Below are 16,314 nucleotides of genomic sequence, written 5' to 3' on the forward strand. Positions count from 1 at the left end.
CTGCAGGATATTTTTGGCAAGAAAAAGAGCTGAGGCTCTTTCGGGTCGGGAGAGACGGGCATGATTGCGGTCAAGGGTGTTGAAGGGCAGCGGATCGGCGTTCTGGGGCTGGGACGGTCCGGTCTGGTGGCGGCGCGGGCCCTGCGGGCAGGGGGCGCGGAGCCTGTTTGCTGGGATGACAATCCGGCGGCGCGGGAGGCGGCGGAGGCCGAGGGGTTTTTGGTTGTCGATCTGTCGCGGGCGGCGGAGCTGGAGGCATTGGCTGCGCTAGTGGTGAGCCCCGGCATCCCGCATCTCTATCCCCAGCCCAATGAGGTGATCGCACTGGCGCTGGAGGCGGGGGTGCCGGTCGACAATGACATCGGGCTTTTTTTCCGGTCGCTGGCCGATGCGGAATGGGACGGGTTCGATGTCACGCCCAAGGTGGTGGCGGTGACCGGGTCGAACGGGAAATCCACCACCTCTGCCCTGATCCATCATATTCTGGAGGAGAGCGGGCGGGAGGCCCAGCTGGCCGGCAATATCGGGCGTGGCGTGCTGGATATCGACCCGCCGGGCGATGGCGGTGTTGTGGTGCTGGAGCTGTCCTCCTACCAGACCGATCTGGCGCGGGCGCTGACCCCCGATGTGGCGGTCTTTACCAACCTCAGCCCCGATCACCTGGACCGTCATGGTGGCTATGGCGGCTATTTCGCGGCCAAGCGGAGGCTATTTGCCGAGGGTGGGCCGGATCGCGCTGTCGTGGGGGTGGACGAGGTCGAGGGGCGCTACCTTGCCAATCAGCTGTCGGAAGGGCCGCTGGATGACCGGGTGATCCGGGTGTCGGTTGCGCGGAAACTCACCGGTCCGGGCTGGCTGGTCTTTGCGCGCAAGGGGTTTCTGACGGAATGGCGCAAGGGCAAGCAGGTCGCCTCCATCGACCTGCGCGGCATCACCGGCCTGCCGGGCGAGCATAATCATCAGAACGCCTGTGCCGCCTTTGCCGCCTGCCGGTCGCTTGGTCTGGCGCCGCGGGTCATCGAACAGGCGTTTCACAGCTTTGCCGGCCTGCCGCACCGGTCCCAGACCGTGGCGGAGATCGGCGGGGTGCGCTACGTCAACGACAGCAAGGCGACCAATGTGGATGCCGCCGCCAAGGCTCTGGGCGCGTTTGACCGGATCCGCTGGATCTGCGGCGGGCTGGAGAAGGAGGGCGGGCTGGAGGGGCTGCTGCCCGCGACCGGCTCTGTCCTCAAGGCCTACGTCATCGGGCGGGAGGCGGCGCAGTTCGCCGTCCAGCTGCGGGGCGTGGAGACGGAGGTCTGCACCGATATGGCCACCGCGGTGGCGCGGGCTGCGGCAGAGGCGGAGGCGGGCGACACGGTCCTGCTGGCCCCGGCGGCGGCCAGTTTCGACCAGTACAACAGTTTCGAGAAACGCGGCGAGGATTTTGTGGCGCGGGTGCAGGCGCTTCAGCCCTGAGCCCCTGACAGAGCCCGGGCGCAGGCCATGGCCGAGGCCCAGGCCCACTGGAAATTATATCCACCGAGCCAGCCGGTCACATCGACGCATTCGCCGATGAAATAGAGGCCGGGCAGCTGGGTGGATTCCATCGTTTGGGACGACAGCCCCGCCGTATCGATGCCGCCCAGCGTGACCTCTGCCGTGCGGTAGCCTTCGGTGCCGCCGGGGATGACCTGCCAGCGGTGCAGGCGCTGCGCGATCTCCTGCAGGCGCGGGTCGGAGAGATCGGCGAGATTGCCGGGATGCGCAAGCTCTTCTGCCACAGCATCTGCAAGGCGGGTCGGCAGCCAGGATGCCAGAACGCGCGCCAGGCCGCGCCGTCCGGCCTCTGCCCGGGCGGCGCGCAGCAGGGCAAAGGCGTCCTGACCGGGCAGGAGGTCAATCTTCACGGGCTCTCCGTTCCGCCAATAGGAGCTGACCTGCAAGACCGACGGCCCGGACAGCCCGCGATGGGTGAAGAGCAGCGCCTCGGCGAAAGGCGGGCCATCGACGGTCTGTGCGACGACCGGCAACGCGACACCGGAGAGCGGCGCAAAGCGCCCCTCCGGGAAGGTGAAGGGGACCAGCGCGGGCCGCGTCTGCGTCACCGCATGGCCGAACTGGCGAGCAATGTCATAGGCCAGCCCCGTCGCCCCCATCTTGGGGATCGACTTGCCGCCCGTCGCCACCACCAGCCGCCGCGCGGTGACCTGGCGCGGCGTCCCGTCCTTGTCCAGCGTCAGAGAGAACAGCGCCCCGTCATGGCGGACCTCTCCGACCGAGGTGGAGAGCCACATCTCCGCCCCAGCCTGCGCCACCAGCCCGGTCAGCATCGCGACGATCTGCTTGGCACTCTCGTCGCAGAAGAGCTGGCCCAGCGTCTTTTCATGCCAGGCGATCCCGTGTTCCGACACCAGCGAGACAAAATCCCAGGCGCCGTAGCGCGCCAGCGCCGACTTCGCGAAATGCGGATTGGAGGACAGGAAATTTGCCGCCTCACAGCCCGTATTGGTGAAATTGCAGCGCCCCCCGCCGGAGATCCGGATCTTCTCCCCCGGCGCCTTCGCATGATCGACAAGCAAGACGCGGCCCCGGCCCGGCCCTGCGCAATGGGCCGCGCACATCAGGCCGGCCGCACCGGCCCCCAGAATGACGGTATCGAACTCCATCCCCCGCCCATGCCCTATGATGATACCCGCCGCAAGGACGCAGCGGAGGCCCGGTACGCTTGCCTCTAGCCCTGTGGACAAATTTTGTCTAAACTGCGGCAGCAGACCCCGAGAAACGGGGCGCGGGCAGAGGCATAAGGCGGCAGTCCAATGACGGAAATGGTGTATGGCACACTCCCGGTGCGGGATGGTGAGCCTATTCTTCCCAAATGGTGGCGGACCATCGACAGATGGTCCCTGACAACGGTTCTGATCCTCTTCGGGATCGGGCTTTTGCTGGGCCTTGCGGCCTCTCCACCGCTGGCGGAGCGAAACAATTATCCGCCCTTCTACTACGTGTCGCGTCAGGCCTTTTTCGGGGTGCTGGCGATGGGGGCGATGATCGTCACCTCGATCATGTCTCCCCAGATGGTCCGGCGTCTCGCGGTGCTGGGGTTCCTTGTGGCCTTTGCCTCGCTGGCCATGCTGCCCGTCTTCGGGACGGATTTCGGCAAGGGGGCGACGCGCTGGTTTTCGCTTGGCTTTGCCTCGGTTCAGCCGTCGGAATTCCTCAAACCGGTTTTTGTGGCCGTGGCTGCCTGGCTTCTGTCGGCGGCGCAGGATCTGAACGGGCCTCCGGGGCGGCTCTGGTCTTTCCTGCTGATGATCATCATCGTCTTCTTCCTCGCCATGCAGCCCGACTTCGGCCAGGCGAGCCTGGTCCTGTTCTCCTGGGGGGTAATGTATTTCGTCGCCGGAGCACCGCTGAAACTGCTCGTCTCCATGGCGGGCGGCGTCGTGGCGCTTGGCGTCATGGCCTATAATACTTCGGAACATTTCGCCCGCCGGATCGACGGCTTCCTGACCTCGGAGGTCGACCCGACCACCCAGATCGGCTATGCCACCAACGCCATCCGCGAAGGCGGGCTCTTTGGCGTCGGCGTGGGGCAGGGCGAGGTGAAGATGTCGCTGCCCGATGCTCATACCGACTTCATCATCGCCGTCGCGGCCGAGGAATACGGGCTGGCGCTCGTCATGGTTATTATCCTGCTCTACACCTCGCTGGTGCTGCGGTCGTTGCTGCGCCTGACCAAGGAGCGTGACCCCTTTATCCGCCTTGCGGGCACGGGGCTGGCCGCCTCCATCGGGGTGCAGGCGATGATCAACCTCGGCGTGGCCGTGCGCCTGCTGCCGGCCAAGGGCATGACACTGCCCTTCATTTCTTACGGCGGCTCGTCGGTCATTGCCTCCGGCATCGCGGTCGGCATGCTGCTGGCCTTTACCCGCAAGCGACCGCAGGGCGAGATCGGCGAACTGCTCGCGGGGAGAGGCAGATGAACCTCAATGCCCCGCTTCTGGTCATCGCGGCGGGCGGCACTGGCGGGCACATGTTCCCGGCCCAGGCGCTGGCCGAGGAAATGCTGGCCCGCGGCTGGCGGGTGAAACTGTCCACCGATGCCCGCGGTGCCCGCTATACCGGCGGCTTCCCCCCTCAGGTCGAGATCGAGACGCGCGCCTCCGCCACATTTGCGCGGGGCGGTGCGCTGGCCAAGGCGCTGGTGCCGTTCCGGATTGCGGGCGGCACGATTGCCGCCTGTTTCCGGATGATGCTGGAGCGGCCCACCGTCGTGGTGGGGTTTGGTGGCTATCCGGCGATCCCGGCGATTGCCGCGGCCACGATCCTGCGCAAGCCGCGTATGATCCACGAACAGAACGGTGTGCTGGGCCGGGTCAACACGCTGTTTGCCAAGCGGGTCAATCTGGTGGCCTGCGGCACCTGGCCCACCACGCTGCCCGGCGGCGTCGACGGGCACCACACCGGCAATCCGGTGCGCGGCGCCATTCATGACCGTGCCGGGGCCGGATATATCGCGCCGGGCGATTACCCGATGTCGGTCCTCGTGATGGGCGGATCGCAGGGCGCCCGCATCCTGTCGGATGTCGTGCCGCCCGCAATCGCCGCCCTGCCGACCGAGATACTGCGCCACATCCGCGTCAGCCATCAGGCGCGCGAAGAGGATCTCGCGCGGGTGGCGGAATATTATGCCACGCACGGGATCGACGCCGATGTGCAGACCTTCTTTCACGACGTGCCGACCCGCATGAGCGAGGCGCAGCTGGTCATCGCCCGCTCCGGCGCCTCCACCATTGCCGATCTGACCGTGATCGGGCGCCCCTCCATCCTGATCCCGTTTGCCGCCGCCGCGCAGGACCACCAGACCGCCAATGCCCGCGGCATGGTCGAGGCAGGCGCGGCGATCCTGATCCCCGAATCCAAGGTCAGCGCAGAATCGCTGGCCGATCAGATCGCCCTGATCCTGACCAATCCCGAAGGCGCGGAAATGATGGCACGGGCGGCGGTCTCCATCGGACGCCCCGATGCCGCATCGGCACTGGCCGATATGGTGGCAGGGCTCGCCACAACCGGGGGCCGGGCAACCGGAACACCCGCCAAGGACTAACCCCGGCGCGCCCGGGCCACGACGCCGGGCGCAGACAGGCCGGCACAGACAGTTGAATGACAGGACGTAATCAGTGAACGCTGCAACCAAACTCCCCACCGATGTCGGCCCCATCCATTTCGTCGGGATCGGCGGCATCGGCATGTCGGGCATCGCCGAGGTGCTGCTCAATCACGGCTATTCCGTCCAGGGATCCGACCTCAAGACCTCGAAAATCACCGACCGGCTGGAAACGCTGGGGGCGAAGATCTTCGAAGGCCAGACGGCCGAAAATCTCGACAATGCGCAGGTCGTCGTGATCTCCTCCGCGATCAAGCCGGGCAATCCGGAACTGGACGAGGCGCGCCGCCGCGGCCTGCCGGTCGTCCGCCGGGCCGAGATGCTGGCCGAACTCATGCGCCTGAAATCCAACGTCGCCATCGCCGGAACCCATGGCAAGACCACGACCACAACCATGGTCGCCACCCTGCTCGACGCGGGTGATCTGGACCCGACGGTGATCAATGGCGGCATCATCCACGCTTATGGGTCGAACGCGCGCGTGGGTCTGGGCGAATGGATGGTGGTTGAGGCAGACGAGAGCGACGGCACCTTCAACCGGCTGCCCGCGACCATTGCCATCGTCACCAATATCGACCCAGAACATATGGACCATTGGGGCGATTTTGACACGCTGCGTCAGGGCTTTCTGGACTTTGTATCGAACATCCCCTTCTACGGACTCGCCGTCTGCTGCACCGACCATCCGGAGGTGCAGGCCCTGGTCGGCAAGATCACCGATCGCCGCGTCACCACCTATGGCTTCAACGCCCAGGCGGACATTCGCGCCGTCAATCTGACCTATCAGAAAGGCGTCGCGCATTTTGACATCCTTCTGCAGGCCGAGGATGACCGGATCGACGGCTGCACCCTGCCCATGCCCGGCGATCACAACGTATCGAACGCGCTCTCGGCTGTCGCCGTTGCCCGCCACCTCGGCATGAAAAAGGACGAGATCCGCAAAGCGCTGGCCAATTTCGGCGGCGTCAACCGCCGCTTCACCCGCGTGGGCGAGGTGAACGGCGTCACCGTGATCGACGACTACGGCCACCACCCGGTGGAAATCGCGGCCGTCCTCAAGGCCGCCCGGCAGGCCACCGAAGGCCGCGTCATCGCCGTCCACCAGCCGCATCGCTACTCGCGCCTGCATTCGCTCTTTGACGATTTCTGCGCCTGTTTCAACGAGGCCGACGTGGTCGCCATCGCCGAGGTCTATGCCGCCGGTGAAGACCCGATCCCCGGCGCCTCCCGCGATGATCTGGTCGCCGGCCTGATCCGCCACGGCCACCGCCATGCCCGGGCCATCACCTCCGAGGAAGATCTCGAACGTCTGGTGCGCGAACAGGCGCAGCCGGGCGATATGGTGGTCTGTCTTGGGGCCGGCACGATCTCGGCCTGGGCCAATAACCTGCCGAAACGGCTGGGCGGCTGATCCTGACCACCGGCCGGAATGCCTGATTTCTGCGCGTCGTTTCAGTTCCAAACGCGCAAGATCATGGTACCATCTGGTCTTAGGTCCGGCGGAAGTGGCAGAAAATCCGGACAGCCTAGGGGACAGGACCCGGCGGGACAGCCGGCCAGCCCCACCGGCCTGCCGACTTTCCTCAGGGATCAGGAGAATACCCATGACTTTCCGTATGATTGCGACCGCCGCCGCAGCCGCGGCCCTTTTTGCCGGCGCTGTGCAGGCTGAAACGGTTCTCAAAGTGGCCAACTGGCTGCCGCCCTCGCATCCCCTTGTCTCCGAAGTCATCGTGCCGATGACCGAACAGATCGGCGAAGCCACGGGCGGCGAAGTCACCGCGGAAATCCTGCCCGCACCGCTTGGCCCGCCGCCGGCGCATTATGACTTTGCCGTCAATGGCGTGGCCGACATCACCTTTGGCGTGCTGGGCTACACTCCCGGCCGGTTCAAGACTTCGAATATTGCCGAAATCCCCTTCCTGGGCGACAGCGCAGAGGATGTCTCCGTCGCCTACTGGCGCGTCTGGGAGGCGATGTTCAAAGACTCGGGCGAATTCGACGACGTCAAGGTTCTGGCCGTCTTCACCCATGGCCCCGGCGAGATCTTCCTGAAAGACGGCGACCCGGCATCGGTCGATATGCTCAAGGGCACCAAGCTGCGCGTGGGCGGCGGCATCGTGCACGAGGTGGCGACAACCCTCGGGGCCGTTCCGGTCGAGGGGCCGTCCTCCAAAGCCTATGAACTGCTGTCGCAGGGCGTGGCCGACGGTATCCTCTTTCCCTATGAATCGGTGTCCTTCTTCAAGCTGATCCCGCAGCTTACCGTTGGCGTTTCTGTCCCCGGCGGGCTCTACAATACCGCCTTCTACATCGTCATGAACAAGGCCAAATTCGAAAGCCTGACCCCCGAACAGCAGGCGGAAATCGACAGTGTGACGGGCGAAGCGCTGGCGCGTATGGCCGGTCAGATGTGGGACAAGGCCGATGCCGCCGGTCTTGAGGCGATGCAGGGCGCGATCGACGTCACCCCGGCCACCGACGAACAGATGACCGCCTGGTCAGAGATGCTGGCGCCCGTGATCGAAGCCAAGATTGCCGAGGTGTCAGAGGCCGGCGTGGACGGGCAGGCCGCCTATGACATGCTGCTCAAGGAAATCGAGGCGGAAGCCGCGCAGTGACCTCACCGCTTCAGCCCGGCCCGGAAACACCCGCCCGCCCCATTCCGGGCGCGGGAGAGGGTGCAGCCGGGCTGGGCCCCGTGGGCATCGTTCTGGCCATCTTTGGCGGGGTCATGCTGACGGCGATGATGGGGCTGACAGTCTGCGACGTGATCGGCCGCTATGTCTTTAATTCCCCCGTCCGCGGTGCGGCAGAACTGACCGAGGTTCTGCTGGCCGCGACGATCTTTCTTGGCCTGGGCGCCGTTGCGCTGAGCGAGGAACATGTGACAGTCGACCTGCTGACCGATCACCTGCCCAAAGCGGTGCAGCCGCTGCGGCTGGTGCTCTGCGGGGGGATCGGCAGCGTTGTGCTGGCTGTGGTTGCCTGGCGGCTCTGGGTCTATGCCGCACAGATCGGCGGTTATGGCGGCGCGACGTCGACGCTGCGCCTGCCGGTGGCGCCGCTGGGATATTTCTGCGCAATCTGCGCAGGGGTTGGCGCGGTCATTACGCTGGTGCTGCCGCTGAAGCGGCTGCTGAGCCGGACCCCGACCGGAGATTGACGATGGAACACTGGCCCGTCGGGCTTGCCGTGCTGGGTGTCCTGCTCTTTGCCGGTGTGCCGATTTCCTTCGCGCTGGCGGGCGTCGGCACGATCGGGGTCGCCTCGATCATCGGATGGTCGCCGGCGCTGTCCCTGCTCGGGTCGGTCTTTTTCGACAATGGCCGCGACTATTCGCTGTCGGTCCTGCCGCTCTTCCTGATGATGGGCAATTTTGTCGTCCAGTCCGGCGTGGCCGAAGATCTCTACGCCTCTGCCTACGCCTGGCTGCGCCATCGCAGGGGCGGGCTGGCCACGGCGACCGTTGTTGCCTGCGGCGCATTCTCCTCCGTGTCCGGGTCGTCGATGGCCACCGCCGCCACCATGACCCGCATTGCCCTGCCGTCGATGCGCCGGTTCGGCTATCCCGACGACCTGTCGACCGCATCCGTCGCCGCCGGCGGGACGCTGGGGATCCTGATCCCGCCATCGGTCATCCTCGTGTTTTACGGCATCATGACCCAGCAGGACATCGGCCGCCTGTTCCTGGCCGGTATCATCCCCGGCATTATTGGGATCATCGGCTATGCCATGGCCGTCCGGCTGTCGATGGTTCTGCGCCGGATCGATCTGCCGGTTGAACCCCGTCTGCCCCTGCGAGACAGGATCCGGGCGCTGCGCGGGACCGCCGGAGCGCTGGTCCTCTTTGTCTTTATCATGGGCGGCATCTACCTGGGCGTGTTCACACCGACCGAAAGCGCCGGCATGGGGGCAGGGGGCGCGTTTCTGCTGGTACTGCTGCAACGCCGGTTCTCGATCCGGGCCATGGGGATCGTCCTCTATGACACGATGAAGACCACGGCGATGATGTTCTTCATCCTCTTCGGCGCGCTGTGCTTTACCAATTACGTCAATATGTCCGGCATGACCGGAGATATTCAGGACCTGCTGGCCCTGCTTGGCAATGACCGGCTCAGCTTCATCATTGCGGCGCTGTGCATCTACCTGCTGCTGGGCTGTGTGCTGGAAAGCCTGTCGATGATCATTCTGACCGTGCCAGTGCTCTATCCGATTGCGGCGGGCCATGGGATCGACCTGATCTGGTTCGGCATATTCGTGGTCATGGTGACCGAGGTGTCCTACATCACGCCGCCGGTGGGGATGAACGCCTTTGTGCTGCGCTCCGTCGTGCCCGATGTGCGGCTGGGCACGATTTTTCGCGGCCTGCTGCCCTTTGTCGGGATGGATATCCTGCGGATCGCCCTGATCATCGCAGTGCCATCGCTGGTGCTGGTGCTGACGTGATCTGCCGATCGGCCTGAGGCCGGGCTGGACCTGTCATCCGTGTCGCAGGCAATGCCCGCCCGCTTGCCGCAGCTCTCAAAAGCCCTCCGCACCGAACAGATCACCCGCCCGGCGGCACGCCGGGCAGCGCCCGACCGCCCCCTCGGACGGGCGCTTCGCCCCCACCCGCGGTCGGTCGCTGCCCGTCTCGCGAACCACAGGCGCCCGACCACGCGGAACGAAGGCCGGCCGGACCAAAGCCCGCCGCTTGCCGCCCCGCGTCCCCCTTGCTATCTGCCTGCCCAAGCACAGGAGGCCCCCATGCAGCCAGACCAGATCGAGACCCGCGGCAGGCTCACCCCAGACCGCAGCCTGGCAGAGCTCACATGGCTGCGCGTCGGCGGCCCGGCGGACTGGCTCTTCCAGCCTGCCGATATCGAAGACCTCGCCAGTTTCCTGCAACATCTCGACCCCGACATCCCCGTCTTCCCCATGGGTGTCGGCTCCAACCTCATCATCCGCGATGGCGGGCTGCGCGGCGTGGTGATCCGGCTTGGGCGCGGCTTCAACGCCATCGCGACCGAGCGCACAACGGTCACCGCAGGCGCCGCCGCCCTCGACGCCCATGTCGCGAAACGCGCGGCGGAGGCCGGGATCGACCTGACCTTCCTGCGCACAATCCCCGGCACGATCGGCGGCGCCTGCCGGATGAACGCGGGCTGCTACGGCAGCTACACCGCCGACCATTTCACCGCCGCCACCGCCGTCACCCGCGCCGGCGACATCGTCACCCTGAGCCCCGGGGATATGCAGTTCGCCTACCGCCAGACTGGCCTGGCCGCCGATCTGATCCTGACGGAGGCCCGGCTGACCGGCCCCGCTGGTGACCCTGACGCGCTGAACGCCCATATGGACGCGCAGCTGAAAAAACGCGACGAAACCCAGCCCACCAAGGACCGAACGGCCGGGTCGACCTTCCGCAACCCGGCGGGATATTCCTCAACCGGCCGGGCCGATGACACGCATGATCTGAAGGCCTGGAAGCTGATCGAGGACGCCGGAATGCGCGGTGCCCGCCTGGGCGGCGCGGTCATGAATGACATGCATGCCAATTTTCTGACCAATGCGGGTGACGCAACGGCCACAGAGCTCGAATCCCTGGGCGAGGAAGTGCGAAAAAGAGTTTTCCAAAGCTCCGGATTGACGTTAGAGTGGGAAATCATGCGCATTGGCGACCCGGCTTCGGAACAGGGCTGAAACCCCGTTCAAGAAAGCACAAAAGGGCACCCGCGCAGGGCAGAATACAGGACCCCAAAGGTTCGATAGCAAAAACAGGGCCAAAAGGCCCGGAACGAGGCACGTCGTGGGATTGTCGAGCAGGACACCCCCGAAAGTGGCGGTACTGATTGGCGGCCCCTCGGCAGAGCGCGAGGTGTCACTGTCATCGGGGCGTGAGTGCGCCGCCGCCTTGCGGGACGAGGGATTTGAAGTTGTCGAGGTCGATGCCGGCCCCGATCTTCCCGCACGCCTGTCCGAAATCTCCCCCGATGTGGTGTTCAACGCCCTGCATGGCCGCTGGGGCGAGGATGGCTGCGTTCAGGGCCTGCTCGAATGGCTGAAGCTGCCCTATACCCATTCCGGCGTGCTGGCCTCTGCGCTGGCCATGGACAAGGAAAAATCCAAAGAGGTCTACCGCGCCGCCGGTCTGCCCGTTGTCCCCAGCCTGCTTGCCGATAAGGCCCAGGTCTCCGCCCGCCACCTGATGGAACCGCCCTACGTTGTGAAACCCTATAACGAAGGCTCTTCCGTCGGCGTCTACCTCGTGACCGAAGGCGCGAATTCTCCGCCCCAGCTGGCCGAAACCATGCCCGACACCGTCATGGTAGAGGAATATGTCCCCGGCCGTGAACTGACCGTCTCTGTCATGGGGGTAGGGGAGGGCGATCCCGGCGCGCTCTGCGTGACCGAGATTTTCACCTCCGGCTGGTACGACTACGAAGCGAAATACGCCCCTGGCGGATCGCGCCATGTCTGCCCCGCCGAAATCCCCGCCGATATCGAGGCCGCCTGCCTCGACTATGCCCGCCGCGCCCATGACGCGCTTGGCTGCCGTGGTGTCAGCCGGACCGATTTCCGCTGGGACGACAGCAAGGGGCTGAAGGGCCTCTTCCTGCTGGAAACCAACACCCAGCCCGGCATGACGCCCACCTCGCTGACGCCGGAACATGCGCAGGCGCGGGGCTACAGCTTTGGCAAGCTCTGCCGCTGGATCGTGGAGGACGCCTCGTGCAACCGCTGATCGCCACCCGTCCCGGCAAACGCCCGACCACAGACTCCGCGACCAAAAAGCCGGCAGCGCCTGCGGCGAAAGCCTCGGCTGCCCCCACGGCAAAGGCGCCCGCAAAGCCGCAGCAGACCGAACTCTCCGCCGCCGCCAGACTTGCCGCCCGGGTCTCGCCCTCACGCGGGGCCCAGTCTGACAAGCCCGATCCGGCCCCGTCCCGCACCGCCTACCGTATCCAGCGCCTGATGCTGACCCCGGCCTACCGCCTGGCCATGCGGGTGGTCCTGCCGTTTGCGCTGTCGTTTTCCTCAGTGCTGATCTTCATGTCCGATGATCATCGGCGGGAAACGGTCCTGAGCACCCTGCACGATCTGCGCGCCGATTTTGAAAGCCGGCCGGAGTTCACGATCCGCCTGATGGCCGTGGAAGGCGCCACAGCCGATACAGAGGCCGACATCCGCGAAGTCGCGCAGCTGGATTTCCCGGCATCGACCTTCGATCTCGATCTGACCGCGCTGCAAAAATCGGTGGAAGAGCTGCCGGCCGTGGCGCAGGCCGCCGTCCGCGTCCGCCAGAAAGGCGTGCTGGAAGTCTCGGTGCTGGAACGTCAGCCCGCCGCGCTCTGGCGGTCCGGCGTGGGCATCGATCTGCTGGATGCCGAAGGCGTTGTGATCGGTGCCGCCCATAGCCGCGAAAGCTTTCCCGACCTGCCGATGCTGGCCGGATATGGTGCCAATCAGGATGTTGCCGGGGCGCTGGATATCCTGCGCGCGGCAGGTCCGCTAAGCGACCGGTTCCGCGGCCTCGTCCGTGTCGGAGAACGCCGCTGGGACCTGATCCTTGAGCCTGACCTGCGGATCATGCTGCCGGCCGAACGCCCTGTTCTGGCGCTGGAACGGGTGATCGCCCTGCAGGAGGCACAGGACGTGCTGAACCGCGATATTGCGGCGCTGGATATGCGCCTGTCGGCCCGCCCGACGCTCAGAATGAAAGAAAACGCCCTCGAACAATGGCGTCAGGTCCAGAACCTGATTGTGGAGACGACAAGCAGATGACGATGTTTTACGAAACTCAGCGGGCCATGCGGAACAACCGGAAGGCGGCGATGCAGCGCGGCGTCGTGGCCGTTTTGGACATCGGCTCCTCCAAGATCGCCTGCCTCGTCCTGCGGTTCGACAATATGGGCAATGGTCTGCAGCGCGACGGTCTGGGCTCGCTGGCAGGGCAGGCCGGCTTCCGCGTCATCGGCGCCGCCACCACCCGGTCGCGCGGCATCAGCTTTGGCGAGATCGACAGCATCCCCGAGGCCGAACGCGCCATCCGCACCGCTGTTCAGGCGGCCCAGAAGATGGCCAATATCCGCGTCGATCACGTGATCGCCTGTTTCTCCGGTGCCACGCCCCGCTCCTACGGTCTGGCCGGCCAGGTCGAGGTCGAGGCGCAGGCCGTGACGGAACAGGACATCTCCCGCGTGCTGGCCTCCTGCGATGTGCCGGATTTTGGCGCGGGCCGTGAGGTGCTGCATGCCCAGCCGGTGAATTTCGCCCTCGATCACCGCTCGGGCCTGTCGGACCCGCGTGGCCAGGTCGGGCAGAACCTTGCCGCCGATCTGCACATGCTGACCGTGGACGCCACGGCCATGCAGAACCTTGCGCATTGCCTGAAACGCTGTGACCTGGAACTGGCGGGCTTTGCCTCTGCCGCCTATGTCGCCGGTAATGCCGCCCTGGTCGAGGACGAGCAGGAGCTGGGCGCGGCCTGTATCGATATGGGCGGCGGCACGACCGGCATTTCGATCTTTATGAAAAAACACATGATCTATGCCGATGCCGTCCGCATCGGTGGCGACCATGTGACCGGCGATATCTCGATGGCGCTGCAGATCCCCACAGCCCATGCCGAACGGATCAAGAATTTCTATGGCGGCGTCGTAGCCACCGGCCGCGATGACCTGGAACGCATCCAGCTGAACGGAGAGACCGGCGACTGGAACCACGACCGCCGGGAAGTTTCGGTGGCCGAGCTGATCGGGATCATGCGCCCCCGCGTCGAGGAAATTCTGGAAGAGGTGCGCCACCGTCTGGACGCCGCCGGGTTCGACCATCTGCCCAGCCAGCAGATCGTGATGACAGGGGGTGGCAGCCAGATCCCCGGGCTGGACGGGCTAGCTGCGCGTATCCTCGGCCATAATGTCCGCCTGGGCCGTCCGCTGCGGGTGCATGGCCTGCCGCAGGCCGCCACCGGGCCCGGATTCGCCTCCACCGTCGGCATGTGCCTGTTCGCGGCGCGCCCGCAGGATGAATGGTGGGATTTTGAACTGCCCGTGGACCGCGACAATGGCCGCACGCTCAAGCGGGCCGTCCGCTGGTTCAAGGACAACTGGTAATCTGACGGGCCAGACCGCAGGGCAGATCACAGGACAAACGAAAACGGCCGGAGAACCCGGCCGTTTTTGGTTTCTGAAACCGGGACTTGCCCGGCGCGGGGGAGGGCGTGATCAGCCCATGGCAAGCAGCGGATCGACAAAGATATTGCCGCCGATCGCATCGAACTCTGCCTGATCGAAGTTGCGCAGCAACAGCGACCCGCCGCCGTCGATCTCCACCAGCGTATGCGCGCCGGTAAAGCTGACCGTGGCCACCGCGCCGTTCAGGTCGATCATGTCGATGCCGGCATCAAACCCGTTTACCGTATCATCGCCGGTATCGGCCACGTCGATCACGATCAGGTCGGCATCGCCATCGCCCTGCATGCTGACACCAAGGTGGATCATGTCGTCTCCGAAACCGGCGAGGATCTCATCCGATCCCGTCCCGCCGAACAGGCTGTCGTCGCCCAGCCCGCCGTCCAGAACGTCATCGTCATCCTGACCCTTGAGCCGGTCATCGCCGGACCCGCCGGTCAGCTCGTCATCACCTTCGCCGCCATTGATGCTGTCGGCCCCGGTGCCGCCGTCAACCGAATCGTCGCCGAAACTTGCGAAGATCAGATCGTCCCCGCCGGCGGCGAAAATGTCGTCATCGCCGTACAGACCCAGGACGGTATCGTCGCCGGCACCGCCATTCAGCGCGTCATCGACGCCCGTGCCGCGGATGCGAAGACCATCTTCCGCAGAGGGGGGCGTATCCTCGCCTTCTTCAACCGTGAAGGTCACTGTCGCGGTATCCTCAAAGACACCGTCCGTCACGACATAGGTGAAGGTTTCGGTGCCCACGAAGCCCTCCGCCGGCGTATATTCGAAATCGCCATTGGAATTATTGGTCAGTACGCCCGACAGGCCGCTGGCATCAAAGCTGACAATCGACAGGGCATCGCCATCCGGATCGGTGTCATTTGCCAAAACATTGAACATCTCCGACCCGTTTTCGGCGATTGTGACATCGTCGTTGCGCGCAATGGGTGCAGACAGTTCAATATCGCCATTTGTGATCTGGAAAAACCAGATCCCGGTCTCTCCGCCATTGCCGGGGGTGTTCTCCAGCTCCAGCAATTCCGATTCGAATCCGGATTGCGGCAGTTCGAAATATGTCCCTTCCGCGTTCCCGGCCGAAAAGCCCGCATGTGCCGCAGTGCCGCCAAGCCCGTTTGATCCGCCCGAAGCATCGCCGGCGGTCCAGTCGATCTGTTCATAGATAAAGGTGACATCCGCGTCGCCGGCGGACCGGCCCGGCGCATCGGACACGTCTTCGATAATCAGCTGGAAGGAGTTTACGAGACTGGTATTGCTGGAAAAGAAGCCGACGTCATCCCAGGTGATGACGATGCGGTCATTGACCTCGTCCAGCGCATACCAGACCAGGTTGGTGCCCTGGGACGTGCCGCCCGGGCTGCCATCTTGCATCGGGCTCCGCGTATCGACATCGCCCCAATAGGGAAAGAAGCCCGGCACGGTGCCGCCGGAAATCGTATCCGGCGTATATTGCGACAGGGCATCATCGAATGTGACAGAGCCGTTGTTATTTACAAAAAGCGACGTGTAGGTCGCTCCAAAGAAGTTCAAACCGCTTTCAAAGATAGATGTTATGTCGATCTCGGACGTCGAGCCATCGTCGTTGCGATCCAGAAACTCGGTACCGAAACCGTAATCTCCGCCGAGGTCGTTAATCATGGATGGGGCCGTCATGGGAATTCTCCAGAAAAATGGTTACGCGATAACTTTTGGTAGGCCGTCATCATTGGATCGCGAACTGACAAATTTTGTCAGCCACTGGACAAAGCGGGGTACCATCCGCAAAAGCGCCCCGAATTTTCCGGAGATCAGTGCCATTCCAGTGCCGTGACAGCCGAATGCTGCTGCGCGGAATGTCCACAATGCAAGCGCAGCATTATGCGGAAATTGCCGGGACAATTGCGTTAACGAATTCCGTGAGGGGAATGTTTACGCTAACGCGAGTCTCCCTCCGAAATCCTGCCACTGTTTACGATTTAGGGACAAACTATAAATTCCACC

Annotated in this window: 13 protein-coding genes; 11 read left to right on the plus strand and 2 right to left on the minus strand. The window is 64.7% G+C overall.

The genetic code is table 11. The features are described from left to right. The first annotated feature begins 60 nt into the window (after positions 1-60). Positions 61-1,461 (plus strand): UDP-N-acetylmuramoyl-L-alanine--D-glutamate ligase, encoded by a 1,401-nt coding sequence (gene murD, locus ACRARG_RS16625; protein WP_432691183.1) that lies wholly within the window; start codon positions 61-63, stop codon positions 1,459-1,461. Here the strand turns inward: murD and ACRARG_RS16630 are convergent. Further along, complete coding sequence (locus tag ACRARG_RS16630) at positions 1,452-2,651, minus strand: BaiN/RdsA family NAD(P)/FAD-dependent oxidoreductase (protein ID WP_432691185.1); 1,200 nt, start codon at positions 2,649-2,651, stop codon at positions 1,452-1,454. The two genes, murD and ACRARG_RS16630, sit on opposite strands and share 10 nt — an antisense overlap. Before the next feature lie 150 nt (positions 2,652-2,801). On the opposite strand from ACRARG_RS16630, the gene ftsW reads away from it, so the two are divergent. The 10 genes from ftsW to ftsA all read left to right on the plus strand — a co-directional run bounded on the left by ftsW (position 2,802) and on the right by ftsA (position 14,250). Beyond that, complete coding sequence (gene ftsW, locus ACRARG_RS16635; protein ID WP_432691187.1) at positions 2,802-3,968, plus strand: putative lipid II flippase FtsW; 1,167 nt, start codon at positions 2,802-2,804, stop codon at positions 3,966-3,968. After that, positions 3,965-5,092: a UDP-N-acetylglucosamine--N-acetylmuramyl-(pentapeptide) pyrophosphoryl-undecaprenol N-acetylglucosamine transferase gene (locus tag ACRARG_RS16640; RefSeq protein WP_432691189.1), complete on the plus strand. Its 1,128-nt coding sequence runs from the start codon at positions 3,965-3,967 to the stop codon at positions 5,090-5,092. The genes ftsW and ACRARG_RS16640 overlap by 4 nt, the downstream gene beginning before the upstream one ends. 73 nt (positions 5,093-5,165) lie before the next feature. Then, positions 5,166-6,563: a UDP-N-acetylmuramate--L-alanine ligase gene (gene murC, locus ACRARG_RS16645; RefSeq protein WP_432691191.1), complete on the plus strand. Its 1,398-nt coding sequence runs from the start codon at positions 5,166-5,168 to the stop codon at positions 6,561-6,563. A gap of 193 nt (positions 6,564-6,756) precedes the next feature. Next, the gene (locus ACRARG_RS16650; protein WP_432691193.1) at positions 6,757-7,773 is read left to right on the plus strand and encodes a TRAP transporter substrate-binding protein; all 1,017 of its coding nucleotides are present in this window, start codon (positions 6,757-6,759) and stop codon (positions 7,771-7,773) included. Then, positions 7,770-8,318, plus strand: coding sequence for a TRAP transporter small permease (locus ACRARG_RS16655; protein WP_432691195.1), 549 nt, complete (start codon positions 7,770-7,772; stop codon positions 8,316-8,318). Before ACRARG_RS16650 ends, ACRARG_RS16655 begins: the two co-directional genes overlap by 4 nt. A 2-nt stretch (positions 8,319-8,320) precedes the next feature. Further along, positions 8,321-9,601 carry a TRAP transporter large permease gene (locus tag ACRARG_RS16660; RefSeq protein ID WP_432691197.1) on the plus strand — a complete coding sequence of 427 codons (1,281 nt, stop codon included), beginning with the start codon at positions 8,321-8,323 and terminating at the stop codon, positions 9,599-9,601. A gap of 300 nt (positions 9,602-9,901) precedes the next feature. Next, complete coding sequence (gene murB, locus ACRARG_RS16665) at positions 9,902-10,837, plus strand: UDP-N-acetylmuramate dehydrogenase (protein WP_432691198.1); 936 nt, start codon at positions 9,902-9,904, stop codon at positions 10,835-10,837. Positions 10,838-10,943: 106 nt separating this feature from the next. After that, positions 10,944-11,879 carry a D-alanine--D-alanine ligase gene (locus ACRARG_RS16670; protein WP_432691200.1) on the plus strand — a complete coding sequence of 312 codons (936 nt, stop codon included), beginning with the start codon at positions 10,944-10,946 and terminating at the stop codon, positions 11,877-11,879. Next, entirely contained in the window at positions 11,867-12,919 is a 1,053-nt protein-coding gene (locus tag ACRARG_RS16675; protein WP_432691202.1) for a cell division protein FtsQ/DivIB, read from the plus strand. The genes ACRARG_RS16670 and ACRARG_RS16675 overlap by 13 nt, the downstream gene beginning before the upstream one ends. Further along, positions 12,916-14,250: a cell division protein FtsA gene (gene ftsA, locus ACRARG_RS16680; RefSeq protein WP_432691204.1), complete on the plus strand. Its 1,335-nt coding sequence runs from the start codon at positions 12,916-12,918 to the stop codon at positions 14,248-14,250. The genes ACRARG_RS16675 and ftsA overlap by 4 nt, the downstream gene beginning before the upstream one ends. Before the next feature lie 111 nt (positions 14,251-14,361). On the opposite strand, the gene ACRARG_RS16685 is transcribed toward ftsA, so the two are convergent. Next, positions 14,362-15,972, minus strand: coding sequence for a nidogen-like domain-containing protein (locus ACRARG_RS16685; protein WP_432691206.1), 1,611 nt, complete (start codon positions 15,970-15,972; stop codon positions 14,362-14,364). Between the last annotated feature and the right edge of the window lie 342 nt (positions 15,973-16,314).

Origin of the sequence: Pseudooceanicola profundi, from assembly GCF_050897955.1 — a bacterium.
In the GTDB taxonomy this organism is placed as follows: Bacteria; Pseudomonadota; Alphaproteobacteria; order Rhodobacterales; family Rhodobacteraceae; genus Pseudooceanicola.

What these genes read in the sequence shown, in the direction of transcription:
- murD (WP_432691183.1), top strand. Translation starts at nt 61, where the DNA reads ATGATTGCGGTCAAGGGTGTTGAAGGGCAGCGGATCGGCGTTCTGGGG.
- ACRARG_RS16630 (WP_432691185.1), bottom strand. Translation starts at nt 2,651, where the DNA reads ATGGAGTTCGATACCGTCATTCTGGGGGCCGGTGCGGCCGGCCTGATG.
- ftsW (WP_432691187.1), top strand. Translation starts at nt 2,802, where the DNA reads ATGACGGAAATGGTGTATGGCACACTCCCGGTGCGGGATGGTGAGCCT.
- ACRARG_RS16640 (WP_432691189.1), top strand. Translation starts at nt 3,965, where the DNA reads ATGAACCTCAATGCCCCGCTTCTGGTCATCGCGGCGGGCGGCACTGGC.
- ACRARG_RS16650 (WP_432691193.1), top strand. Translation starts at nt 6,757, where the DNA reads ATGACTTTCCGTATGATTGCGACCGCCGCCGCAGCCGCGGCCCTTTTT.
- ACRARG_RS16660 (WP_432691197.1), top strand. Translation starts at nt 8,321, where the DNA reads ATGGAACACTGGCCCGTCGGGCTTGCCGTGCTGGGTGTCCTGCTCTTT.
- murB (WP_432691198.1), top strand. Translation starts at nt 9,902, where the DNA reads ATGCAGCCAGACCAGATCGAGACCCGCGGCAGGCTCACCCCAGACCGC.
- ftsA (WP_432691204.1), top strand. Translation starts at nt 12,916, where the DNA reads ATGACGATGTTTTACGAAACTCAGCGGGCCATGCGGAACAACCGGAAG.
- ACRARG_RS16685 (WP_432691206.1), bottom strand. Translation starts at nt 15,972, where the DNA reads ATGATTAACGACCTCGGCGGAGATTACGGTTTCGGTACCGAGTTTCTG.